This is a genomic window from Salmonella sp. 2018103 (assembly GCF_026247685.1).
Classification (GTDB): domain Bacteria; phylum Pseudomonadota; class Gammaproteobacteria; order Enterobacterales; family Enterobacteriaceae; genus Salmonella; species Salmonella enterica.
In genome coordinates this window covers 3,572,644-3,584,949 of sequence record NZ_CP111029.1, presented here as the reverse complement: position 1 = coordinate 3,584,949, position 12,306 = coordinate 3,572,644, and the positions used below count along the sequence as shown (strand labels likewise).

The window sequence follows — 12,306 nt, the reverse complement described above, 5'->3', positions numbered from 1 at the left end:
GGGAGCGACAAATCTCACTTTGTGTAACAACACACACGTATCGGCACATATTCCGGGGTGCCCTTTGGGGTCGGTAATATGGGATACGTGGAGGCATAACCCCAACTTAATCTATAGAGGTTTTAAATCATGGCAACTGTTTCCATGCGCGATATGCTCAAGGCTGGTGTTCACTTTGGTCACCAGACCCGTTACTGGAACCCGAAAATGAAGCCGTTCATCTTCGGCGCGCGTAACAAAGTTCACATCATCAACCTTGAGAAAACTGTACCGATGTTCAACGAAGCTCTGGCTGAACTGAACAAGATCTCTGCTCGTAAAGGTAAAATCCTTTTCGTTGGTACTAAACGCGCTGCAAGCGAAGCGGTGAAAGAAGCTGCTAACAGCTGCGACCAGTTCTTCGTGAACCATCGCTGGCTGGGCGGTATGCTGACTAACTGGAAAACAGTTCGTCAGTCCATCAAACGTCTGAAAGACCTGGAAACTCAGTCTCAGGACGGTACTTTCGAAAAGCTGACCAAGAAAGAAGCGCTGATGCGTACTCGTGAGCTTGAGAAACTGGAAAACAGCCTGGGCGGTATCAAAGACATGGGCGGTCTGCCGGACGCTCTGTTCGTTATCGATGCTGACCACGAGCACATTGCTATCAAAGAAGCGAACAACCTGGGTATCCCGGTATTTGCTATCGTTGATACCAACTCTGATCCGGACGGCGTTGACTTCGTTATCCCGGGTAACGATGACGCAATCCGTGCTGTTAGCCTGTACCTGGGCGCTGTCGCTGCAACCGTTCGTGAAGGCCGTTCTCAGGATCTGGCTTCCCAGGCGGAAGAAAGCTTCGTAGAAGCCGAGTAATAAGGCTTGATAACTCCCTAAAATAGTTCGAGTTGCAGGAAGGCGGCAAGCTCGAGAATTCCCGGGAGCTTACATCAGTAAGTGACCGGGATGAGCGAGTGAAGGCAACGCACCTGCGGCTCGAAATATGAAGGGGAGAGCCCTTATAGACCAGGTAGTATCACGTTTGGTTAGGGGGCCTGTATATGGCCCCCTTTTTCACTTTTATATCTGTGCGGTTTGATGCCGGGCAGATCAAATCTTTCGAGGATTTTAGAATGGCTGAAATTACCGCATCCCTGGTAAAAGAGCTGCGTGAGCGTACTGGCGCAGGCATGATGGATTGCAAAAAAGCGCTGACTGAAGCGAATGGCGACATTGAGCTGGCAATCGAAAACATGCGTAAGTCCGGCGCTATCAAAGCGGCGAAAAAAGCAGGCAACGTGGCTGCTGACGGCGTAATCAAAACCAAAATCGACGGCAACGTCGCTTTCATTCTGGAAGTTAACTGCCAGACTGACTTCGTGGCTAAAGATGCTGGCTTCCAGGCATTTGCTGACAAAGTGCTGGACGCCGCTGTTGCTGGCAAAATCACTGACGTAGAAGTCCTGAAAGCGCAGTTCGAAGAAGAGCGCGTTGCTCTGGTAGCGAAAATTGGCGAGAACATCAACATTCGTCGCGTAGCTTCCCTGGAAGGCGACGTTCTGGGTTCTTACCAGCACGGTGCGCGCATCGGCGTTCTGGTTGCTGCTAAAGGCGCTGACGAAGAGCTGGTTAAACAGCTGGCGATGCACGTTGCGGCAAGCAAGCCGGAATTCGTTAAGCCGGAAGACGTGTCTGCTGACGTGGTAGAGAAAGAGTACCAGGTACAGCTGGACATCGCGATGCAGTCCGGTAAGCCGAAAGAAATCGCAGAGAAAATGGTTGAAGGCCGCATGAAGAAATTCACCGGCGAAGTTTCTCTGACTGGTCAGCCTTTCGTCATGGAACCGAGCAAATCTGTTGGCCAACTGCTGAAAGAGCACAACGCTGACGTGACTGGCTTCATCCGCTTTGAAGTGGGCGAAGGCATTGAGAAAGTCGAGACTGACTTTGCAGCAGAAGTTGCTGCGATGTCTAAGCAGTCCTGATTTTCCTGAGGAGCCGCCTGAGGGCGGCTTCTTTTTGCGCCTCTCTTGTAAAATCAGCCGACGCCTGGCGTCTGCGCTGAAATGCGACGTACAATGTCGCCGGAATTAACTCATATCAATCGTTGACAGTCTCAGGAAAGAAACATGGCTACCAATGCAAAACCCGTCTATAAACGCATTCTGCTTAAATTAAGCGGCGAAGCTCTGCAGGGTACGGAAGGCTTCGGTATTGATGCAAGCATACTGGATCGTATGGCTCAGGAGATCAAAGAACTGGTTGAACTGGGTATTCAGGTTGGTGTGGTGATTGGCGGTGGTAACCTGTTCCGTGGCGCAGGTCTGGCAAAAGCGGGGATGAACCGCGTTGTGGGCGACCACATGGGCATGTTGGCCACCGTCATGAACGGCCTGGCAATGCGTGATGCGCTTCACCGCGCCTATGTGAACGCCCGCCTGATGTCGGCAATTCCTTTAAACGGCGTATGCGACAACTACAGTTGGGCCGAGGCTATTAGCCTGCTGCGTAATAACCGTGTTGTGATTCTGTCTGCAGGTACGGGTAACCCGTTCTTCACTACCGACTCTGCGGCCTGTCTGCGCGGGATCGAAATTGAAGCGGATGTCGTACTGAAAGCGACCAAAGTGGATGGCGTATTCACTGCCGATCCGGCAAAAGATCCTTCCGCGACCATGTACGATCAGCTGACCTACAGCGAAGTGCTGGATAAAGAGCTGAAAGTGATGGATCTGGCGGCGTTCACGCTGGCTCGTGACCACAAACTGCCGATTCGTGTTTTCAACATGAACAAACCGGGCGCGCTGCGTCGTGTGGTGATGGGCGAAAAAGAAGGGACGTTAATCACGGAATAATTCCCGTGAGCGCCAAATACGGGTAAGATTCTGTTCTATTGACGGGGCTTATTACCTGGCAGAAATTAAACGAGACTATACTTAGCACATCTTTGTATTGTGTGACCGTCTGGTCTGACTGAGACTAGTTTTCAAGGATTCGTAACGTGATTAGCGATATCAGAAAAGATGCTGAAGTACGCATGGAAAAATGCGTTGAAGCGTTCAAAACCCAAATCAGCAAAGTGCGCACGGGTCGTGCTTCTCCCAGCCTGCTGGATGGTATTGTCGTAGAATACTATGGCACTCCGACCCCGCTGCGCCAGTTGGCAAGCGTAACGGTAGAAGACTCCCGTACCTTAAAAATTAACGTGTTTGACCGTTCTATGGGGCCAGCCGTTGAAAAAGCGATCATGGCGTCAGACCTCGGTTTGAATCCAAGTTCTGCGGGCACCGACATTCGCGTTCCGCTGCCGCCGCTGACCGAAGAACGTCGTAAAGATCTGACGAAAATTGTCCGTGGCGAAGCGGAGCAGGCGCGTGTCGCCGTACGTAACGTCCGCCGTGATGCGAACGATAAAGTAAAAGCTCTGCTGAAAGATAAAGCGATCAGTGAAGATGACGATCGTCGCTCTCAGGAAGAAGTACAGAAAATGACCGACGCGGCAATTAAGAAAGTTGATGCGGCGTTGGCAGATAAAGAAGCAGAACTGATGCAGTTCTGATTGATCTGTACGCAGATATAAACTCATTCCACCGCTAAACCTGGCGGATGAGTGGTGTACAAAGCGCCGCGCAGAAGACATTATCAGGTCTCCTGTGCGGCGTTTTGCTTTTTATTCCGTTTCAACACTTCTGGACGTTTCATGAAGCAATTAACCATTCTGGGCTCGACCGGCTCTATTGGTTGCAGCACACTGGACGTGGTGCGCCATAATCCTGATAGCTTCCGCGTTATCGCGCTGGTGGCGGGTAAAAATGTCGCCCGCATGGCGGAGCAGTGCCTGGAGTTCTCGCCGCGTTATGCCGTGATGGACGATACGTCGAGCGCAGAACAGCTCAAAATAATGCTTCAGCAGCATGGCAGTCGCACCGAGGTTCTGAGCGGTCAGCAGGCTGCCTGTGAGATGGCGGCGCTTGATGAGGTCGGGCATGTGATGGCGGCCATTGTGGGCGCGGCTGGTTTACTGCCGACCCTGGCGGCGATTCGCGCAGGGAAGACGATTCTGCTGGCGAATAAAGAATCGCTGGTGACCTGCGGGCGGCTGTTTATGGACGAAGTAAAACGCAGCAACGCCCGGCTTTTACCCGTCGATAGCGAACATAACGCGATTTTTCAGAGTTTGCCGCAATCTATTCAGCATAATCTGGGATACGCTGACCTTGAGCAAAATGGCGTAACGTCGATTTTGCTTACCGGGTCTGGTGGCCCGTTTCGTGAAACGCCAATGTGCGATCTGGCAGCGATGACGCCGGATCAGGCATGTCGTCATCCGAACTGGTCGATGGGGCGAAAAATCTCCGTCGACTCCGCCACCATGATGAATAAAGGTCTGGAATACATTGAAGCGCGTTGGTTATTTAATGCCAGCGCACGTCAGATGGAAGTGTTGATCCATCCGCAATCGGTCATTCATTCGATGGTGCGTTATCAGGACGGCAGCGTCCTGGCGCAGCTTGGAGAACCTGACATGCGTACGCCTATTGCGCATACGATGGCATGGCCGAATCGCGTCGCGTCCGGCGCGCAGCCGCTCGATTTTTGCAAACTCAGCGCGTTGACGTTTAGCGCGCCAGATTATCAGCGTTATCCATGCCTGAAGCTGGCGATGGAGGCGTTTGAGCAAGGTCAGGCGGCAACGACGGCGCTCAATGCGGCAAACGAAATCACCGTTGCCGCGTTTCTGGCGCAACAGATTCGTTTTACCGATATCGCCGGGCTCAATTTAGCGGTGCTGGAGAGGATGGATTTACAGGAACCGGCAAGCGTTGAGGACGTATTGCAGGTTGACGCCATCGCGCGTGAAGTAGCCAGAAAACAAGTGATACGGCTCTCACGCTGACGATTATCCCGCGACAGAAGATCGTGCTATTTGTTAGCGTTGGGCTTCGGTGATATAGTCTGCGCCACCTGATCGCAGGTTTTTGGCTTTTTTCGGTCAGGTTAGCCGTGGTTTTACACGGCTTTTTTGTGGATACACAAAATCATTCAGGACGCATCGGGACGGCAGGCGAATACGTTCCCGGCGTGCGCAGACAGCGCACGACAGGGGCGATGACGCGCAGTCATCCGCGAAGCGGACCGAAGAGAATGTGTATAAAGGCTTCAGTATTCCTGAGTACCGCTAAATCCTTTCAGGGACAAAAACGCGTTATGTTGTCTGCAACTCAACCAGTAAGCGAAAATTTGCCAGCGCATGGCTGCCGTCATGTTGCAATAATTATGGATGGCAATGGTCGCTGGGCGAAAAAGCAAGGGAAGATCCGGGCCTTTGGGCATAAAGCCGGGGCGAAGTCCGTCCGGCGAGCGGTCTCTTTTGCTGCCAATAACGGTATTGATGCGTTAACGCTGTATGCCTTTAGTAGTGAAAACTGGAACCGACCGGCGCAGGAAGTGAGCGCGTTAATGGAGCTGTTTGTGTGGGCGCTGGATAGCGAAGTCAAAAGCCTGCACCGCCATAACGTTCGCCTGCGTATTATCGGCGATATCAGCCGATTCAACTCACGTTTACAAGAACGTATTCGCAAATCAGAAGCGCTTACCGCCCATAATACGGGTCTAACGCTGAATATCGCTGCGAATTACGGCGGACGTTGGGATATTGTCCAGGGAGTCCGACAACTGGCGGAACAGGTGCAGGCTGGAGTGCTGCGCCCCGATCAGATTGATGAAGAGAGACTAGGCCAGCAAATCTGTATGCATGAGCTGGCGCCTGTGGATTTAGTAATTAGGACTGGGGGAGAGCATCGCATTAGTAACTTTTTGCTTTGGCAAATTGCCTATGCCGAACTTTACTTTACGGATGTTCTTTGGCCCGATTTCGATGAACAAGACTTTGAAGGTGCGCTGCATGCCTTTGCTAATCGAGAGCGTCGTTTCGGCGGTACCGAGCCTGGTGATGACAAAGCCTGATGGGGGTTGCTTTTGCTGAAGTATCGCCTGATTTCTGCTTTTGTGTTAATACCCGCGGTCATCGCTGCGCTTTTTTTATTGCCGCCGGTGGGGTTCGCCATTATTACGCTGGTTGTCTGTATGCTGGCCGCGTGGGAATGGGGACAGTTAAGCGGTTTCGCCGCGCGTTCACAGCGGGTTTGGCTGGCGGTGCTGTGTGGTCTGTTATTGGCGCTGATGCTATTTTTGTTGCCTGAGTATCATCACAACATTCGTCAACCGCTGGTTGAGATGTCGCTTTGGGCATCGTTAGGATGGTGGGTTGTCGCGCTACTGCTGGTGCTATTTTATCCCGGTTCGGCGGCAATCTGGCGCAACTCAAAAACATTGCGTCTCATTTTCGGTTTGTTAACTATCGTGCCATTTTTCTGGGGCATGCTGGCGCTGCGCGCCTGGCACTATGACGAGAATCATTACAGTGGCGCAATATGGCTACTCTATGTCATGATCCTGGTCTGGGGAGCGGACTCTGGCGCGTATATGTTTGGTAAATTATTTGGCAAACATAAGCTGGCGCCGAAGGTTTCCCCGGGTAAAACCTGGCAAGGGTTTATCGGCGGGCTTGCTACGGCTGCCGTGATCTCATGGGGTTACGGTATGTGGGCGAATCTGAATGTTGCGCCTGTTATCTTGCTGATTTGCTCTGTGGTGGCGGCTCTGGCTTCTGTACTGGGCGACCTCACCGAGAGTATGTTTAAGCGCGAAGCAGGAATTAAGGATAGCGGCCACTTGATTCCAGGCCATGGCGGCATTCTGGACCGAATTGACAGCCTGACGGCTGCCGTACCGGTCTTTGCTTGCCTGTTGTTACTGGTGTTCAGGACGCTCTAACGGAAGGTTTTATGCTGAGTATTCTCTGGAATCTGGCTGCATTCATCATCGCACTGGGCGTGCTGATCACTGTGCATGAATTTGGTCATTTCTGGGTTGCCCGGCGCTGCGGTGTGCGAGTTGAGCGCTTTTCCATCGGCTTTGGCAAAGCGCTCTGGCGTCGTACCGATCGGTACGGCACCGAGTATGTCATCGCCCTGATCCCGCTGGGCGGCTACGTCAAAATGCTGGATGAACGCGCCGAACCGGTAGCGCCGGAATTGCGTCGTCACGCCTTCAATAACAAAACGGTGGGCCAGCGCGCCGCAATTATTGCCGCAGGTCCGGTTGCGAACTTCATTTTTGCTATCTTTGCTTACTGGCTGGTCTTTATCATCGGCGTCCCTGGCGTTCGTCCGGTCATTGGCGAAATAACGCCCAACTCGATTGCTGCGCAGGCGCAAATTGCGCCTGGTACGGAACTTAAAGCTGTTGATGGTATCGAAACCCCTGATTGGGATGCCGTGCGTTTACAACTGGTGTCCAAAATTGGCGATCAGCAGACGACGGTGAGCGTCGCGCCGTTTGGTAGCGACCAGCGGCAGGACAAAACGCTTGATTTACGTCACTGGGCATTTGAGCCTGATAAGCAAGATCCTGTATCTTCTTTAGGGATTCGGCCCCGCGGGCCACAGATTGAACCGGTACTGTCAGAAGTGCAGGCGAATTCCGCAGCCAGTAAAGCGGGTTTGCAAGCGGGCGACAGGATCGTTAAAGTCGATGGTCAGCCGTTAACGCAGTGGATGAAATTCGTGACGTTTGTACGCGATAATCCCGGTAAGCCGTTAGCGTTAGAGATTGAAAGGCAGGGGAGCGCCTTGTCGTTGACGTTAACGCCGGATACGAAATCGGTTAACGGAAAGGCGGAAGGGTTTGCAGGCGTGGTGCCTAAAATTATTCCTCTGCCGGAAGAGTACAAGACTATACGCCAGTATGGGCCTTTTAGCGCCATCCTCGAAGCCACGGATAAGACGTGGCAGTTGATGAAGCTGACGGTCAGTATGCTGGGTAAATTGATAACCGGTGATGTGAAACTGAACAACCTCAGTGGGCCGATTTCTATCGCTCAGGGGGCTGGGATGTCAGCGGAGTTCGGGGTGATTTATTACCTGATGTTCCTTGCGCTAATCAGCGTGAACTTAGGGATAATTAACCTGTTTCCGCTGCCCGTTCTTGACGGGGGTCATCTGCTGTTCCTGGCGATTGAAAAGCTTAAGGGCGGGCCGGTATCCGAGCGGGTTCAAGACTTTAGTTATCGCATTGGCTCGATTTTGCTGGTGTTGTTAATGGGGCTTGCACTTTTCAATGATTTCTCTCGGTTGTAAGAGAGTTAGTTAGGAAGAACGCATAATAACGATGGCGATGAAAAAGTTGCTCATAGCGTCGCTGCTGTTCAGCAGCGCCACCGTATACGGTGCTGAAGGGTTCGTAGTGAAGGACATTCATTTCGAAGGCCTGCAGCGAGTCGCCGTTGGTGCGGCTCTCCTCAGTATGCCGGTGCGCACAGGCGACACGGTTAATGATGAAGATATCAGTAACACCATTCGCGCTCTGTTCGCCACCGGCAACTTTGAGGACGTCCGCGTCCTGCGCGATGGTAATACCCTTCTGGTTCAGGTAAAAGAACGTCCGACCATTGCCAGCATCACTTTCTCCGGGAACAAGTCGGTGAAAGATGACATGCTCAAGCAAAACCTCGAAGCGTCTGGCGTACGTGTTGGCGAGTCTCTGGATCGCACCACGCTGTCTGATATCGAAAAAGGTCTGGAAGACTTTTACTATAGCGTAGGTAAATACAGCGCCAGCGTTAAGGCGGTCGTCACGCCGCTGCCGCGCAACCGTGTTGATCTTAAACTGGTGTTCCAGGAGGGCGTATCGGCGAAGATCCAACAGATCAACATCGTCGGTAACCATGCCTTTAGCACCGAAGAACTCATTTCTCATTTCCAGTTGCGTGACGAAGTGCCGTGGTGGAACGTCGTCGGCGATCGTAAATACCAGAAACAGAAGCTGGCGGGCGACCTTGAAACCTTGCGTAGCTACTATCTGGATCGCGGCTACGCGCGTTTCAATATTGACTCCACGCAAGTGAGTCTGACGCCGGATAAGAAAGGGATCTACATCACCGTCAATATCACCGAAGGCGATCAGTACAAGCTTTCCGGGGTTCAGGTAAGCGGTAACCTGGCCGGACATTCCGCTGAAATTGAGAACCTGACGAAAATTGAACCGGGCGAGCTCTATAACGGCACCAAAGTGACCAAAATGGAAGATGACATCAAAAAGCTTCTGGGTCGCTATGGTTACGCCTATCCGCGCGTGCAGTCACAGCCTGAAATTAACGATGCTGACAAAACCGTAAAACTGCGCGTGAACGTCGATGCGGGCAACCGTTTCTACGTGCGTAAGATCCGCTTTGAAGGCAACGATACCTCAAAAGATTCCGTTCTGCGCCGTGAAATGCGCCAGATGGAAGGGGCGTGGCTGGGCAGCGACCTGGTTGATCAGGGTAAAGAGCGTCTGAACCGTCTCGGCTTCTTTGAAACCGTCGACACCGACACGCAGCGCGTTCCGGGTAGCCCGGATCAGGTTGATGTGGTGTACAAGGTGAAAGAGCGTAATACCGGTAGCTTCAACTTCGGTATCGGTTACGGTACAGAAAGCGGCGTGAGCTTCCAGGCCGGCGTTCAGCAGGACAACTGGTTAGGTACCGGTTATTCCGTGGGGATTAACGGCACCAAAAACGACTACCAGACCTACAGCGAACTGTCCGTTACTAACCCATACTTTACCGTTGATGGCGTGAGCCTCGGTGGTCGTATCTTCTATAACGACTTCCAGGCGGACGATGCAGACCTGTCCGACTATACCAACAAGAGTTACGGTACGGACGTGACGCTTGGCTTCCCCATCAACGAGTACAACACGTTGCGTGCTGGTTTAGGGTATGTGCATAACTCCCTGTCCAATATGGAACCGCAGGTTGCAATGTGGCGTTATCTGGCATCAATGGGTCAGTATCCGAGTACTAATGATCAGGATAATAGTTTTAGCACTGATGACTTCACCTTTAACTACGGCTGGACCTACAACAAACTAGACCGTGGTTACTTCCCGACGGAAGGTACGCGTATCAACCTGACGGGTAAGGTGACGATTCCGGGATCGGATAACGAATACTATAAAGCGACGTTGGATACCGCGACCTATGTACCGATCGATAACGATCATAAGTGGGTCATTCTGGGCCGTACCCGCTTTGGTTATGGCGATGGTTTAGGCGGTAAAGAAATGCCGTTCTATGAGAACTTCTATGCCGGTGGTTCCAGTACCGTTCGTGGCTTCCAGTCCAATACCATTGGTCCTAAGGCGGTCTATTATCCCTATAACCCTAAAAATTACGATGCTGATGAAGACTACGATTGCGCGACGCAGGACGGCGCAAAAGATATGTGTAAGTCGGATGATGCGGTAGGGGGTAACGCGATGGCGGTCGCCAGCCTGGAATTTATCACGCCGACGCCGTTTATCAGCGAGAAATATGCTAATTCGGTCCGTACTTCTTTCTTCTGGGATATGGGGACCGTCTGGGATACTAACTGGGATTCCAGCCAGTATTCTGGTTATCCGGACTACAGCGATCCGAGCAACATCCGTATGTCCGCGGGTATCGCATTACAATGGATGTCCCCATTGGGGCCGTTGGTCTTCTCCTACGCCCAGCCGTTTAAAAAGTACGATGGAGACAAAGCCGAGCAGTTCCAGTTTAACATTGGTAAAACCTGGTAATTGTTCACTGCAAAGGAATGCATTGGTAGTGTAGCGATGACTTTTGGCGATGCCCCCAGGGATCGCCAGGCCACGCAAAGAGCTGTACCTTCGGGTGCAAATGGGATGGTAAGGAGTTTATTGTGAAAAAGTGGTTATTAGCTGCAGGTCTTGGTTTGGCGATGGTAACGTCCGCACAGGCTGCTGACAAAATTGCAATCGTCAACATGGGTAATCTGTTCCAACAGGTTGCGCAGAAGACGGGTGTATCCAATACACTGGAAAACGAATTTAAAGGCCGTGCGGCTGAACTGCAAAAAATGGAAACCGATCTGCAATCTAAAATGCAGCGTCTGCAATCCATGAAAGCAGGTAGCGATCGTACTAAGCTGGAAAAAGACGTGATGTCTCAGCGCCAGACTTTCGCGCAAAAAGCGCAGGCTTTTGAGAAAGATCGCGCTCGTCGTTCCAACGAAGAACGCAACAAACTGGTGACTCGTATCCAGACTGCGGTGAAAAAAGTGGCTAACGACCAGAGTATCGATCTGGTGGTAGACGCAAACACCGTTGCTTACAACAGCAGCGATGTGAAAGACATCACCGCTGACGTACTGAAACAGGTTAAATAAGTAATGCCTTCAATTCGACTGGCTGACTTAGCAGAACAGTTGGATGCAGAATTACACGGTGATGGCGATATCGTCATCACCGGCGTTGCGTCCATGCAATCTGCAACAACAGGCCACATTACGTTTATGGTAAATCCTAAGTACCGTGAACACTTAGGTTTATGCCAGGCTTCTGCGGTTGTCATGACGCAGGACGATCTTCCTTTTGCTAAGAGCGCGGCGCTGGTAGTTAAAAATCCCTACCTGACCTACGCGCGCATGGCGCAAATTTTAGATACTACGCCGCAGCCCGCGCAGAATATCGCGCCAAGCGCCGTGATTGATGCGACGGCAACGCTGGGTAGCAATGTTTCAGTCGGCGCGAATGCGGTGATTGAATCTGGCGTACAACTGGGCGATAACGTGGTTATCGGCGCAGGCTGTTTCGTCGGAAAAAATAGCAAAATCGGGGCGGGTTCACGCTTGTGGGCGAACGTAACGATTTACCACGACATTCAGATCGGTGAGAATTGCCTGATCCAGTCTAGTACGGTGATCGGCGCGGACGGTTTTGGCTACGCCAACGATCGTGGCAACTGGGTGAAGATCCCACAACTGGGCCGGGTCATTATTGGCGATCGTGTCGAGATCGGCGCCTGTACCACCATTGACCGTGGCGCGTTGGATGATACTGTTATTGGCAATGGCGTGATTATTGATAATCAGTGCCAGATTGCACATAACGTTGTGATTGGCGACAATACGGCAGTTGCCGGTGGCGTCATTATGGCGGGTAGCCTGAAGATTGGCCGTTACTGCATGATTGGCGGCGCCAGCGTGATCAATGGGCATATGGAAATATGCGACAAAGTCACGGTAACTGGCATGGGTATGGTGATGCGTCCCATCACGGAACCGGGCGTCTACTCCTCAGGCATTCCGCTGCAACCCAACAAAGTATGGCGTAAAACTGCTGCACTGGTGATGAACATTGATGATATGAGCAAGCGTCTCAAAGCGATTGAGCGCAAGGTTAATCAACAAGACTAACGTTCCGCCTTGTAGTTGCCATTCT

Annotated in this window: 11 protein-coding genes; all 11 read left to right on the top strand. The window is 52.0% G+C overall.

Annotated elements, in window-relative coordinates; genetic code table 11:
* Positions 1-129: 129 nt before the first annotated feature.
* On the top strand, positions 130-855 hold the full coding sequence (gene rpsB, locus OLG56_RS17450; RefSeq protein WP_000246886.1) for a 30S ribosomal protein S2: 726 nt from the start codon (positions 130-132) through the stop codon (positions 853-855).
* 257 nt (positions 856-1,112) lie between these two features.
* The gene (tsf, locus tag OLG56_RS17445; protein WP_000808106.1) at positions 1,113-1,964 is read left to right on the top strand and encodes a translation elongation factor Ts; all 852 of its coding nucleotides are present in this window, start codon (positions 1,113-1,115) and stop codon (positions 1,962-1,964) included.
* 144 nt (positions 1,965-2,108) lie between these two features.
* On the top strand, positions 2,109-2,834 hold the full coding sequence (pyrH, locus tag OLG56_RS17440) for a UMP kinase (protein ID WP_000224567.1): 726 nt from the start codon (positions 2,109-2,111) through the stop codon (positions 2,832-2,834).
* A 146-nt stretch (positions 2,835-2,980) separates the two neighbouring features.
* Positions 2,981-3,538 carry a ribosome recycling factor gene (gene frr / locus OLG56_RS17435; RefSeq protein ID WP_000622423.1) on the top strand — a complete coding sequence of 186 codons (558 nt, stop codon included), beginning with the start codon at positions 2,981-2,983 and terminating at the stop codon, positions 3,536-3,538.
* Between the two features lie 141 nt (positions 3,539-3,679).
* Positions 3,680-4,876 (top strand): 1-deoxy-D-xylulose-5-phosphate reductoisomerase, encoded by a 1,197-nt coding sequence (gene ispC / locus OLG56_RS17430; RefSeq protein ID WP_000811899.1) that lies wholly within the window; start codon positions 3,680-3,682, stop codon positions 4,874-4,876.
* A gap of 311 nt (positions 4,877-5,187) precedes the next feature.
* A complete protein-coding gene (gene ispU, locus OLG56_RS17425) occupies positions 5,188-5,946 on the top strand; it encodes a (2E,6E)-farnesyl-diphosphate-specific ditrans,polycis-undecaprenyl-diphosphate synthase (protein WP_000947413.1) in 759 nt (252 codons plus the stop codon).
* 12 nt (positions 5,947-5,958) lie between these two features.
* Positions 5,959-6,816 (top strand): phosphatidate cytidylyltransferase, encoded by an 858-nt coding sequence (gene cdsA, locus OLG56_RS17420; RefSeq protein WP_000922422.1) that lies wholly within the window; start codon positions 5,959-5,961, stop codon positions 6,814-6,816.
* Positions 6,817-6,827: 11 nt separating this feature from the next.
* A complete protein-coding gene (gene rseP / locus OLG56_RS17415; protein WP_000949017.1) occupies positions 6,828-8,180 on the top strand; it encodes a sigma E protease regulator RseP in 1,353 nt (450 codons plus the stop codon).
* Positions 8,181-8,211: 31 nt separating this feature from the next.
* On the top strand, positions 8,212-10,644 hold the full coding sequence (bamA, locus tag OLG56_RS17410) for an outer membrane protein assembly factor BamA (protein ID WP_001240936.1): 2,433 nt from the start codon (positions 8,212-8,214) through the stop codon (positions 10,642-10,644).
* Between the two features lie 122 nt (positions 10,645-10,766).
* Positions 10,767-11,252 (top strand): molecular chaperone Skp, encoded by a 486-nt coding sequence (gene skp, locus OLG56_RS17405; RefSeq protein ID WP_000758966.1) that lies wholly within the window; start codon positions 10,767-10,769, stop codon positions 11,250-11,252.
* A gap of 3 nt (positions 11,253-11,255) precedes the next feature.
* A complete protein-coding gene (lpxD, locus tag OLG56_RS17400; RefSeq protein ID WP_001139265.1) occupies positions 11,256-12,281 on the top strand; it encodes a UDP-3-O-(3-hydroxymyristoyl)glucosamine N-acyltransferase in 1,026 nt (341 codons plus the stop codon).
* Positions 12,282-12,306 lie beyond the last annotated feature (25 nt).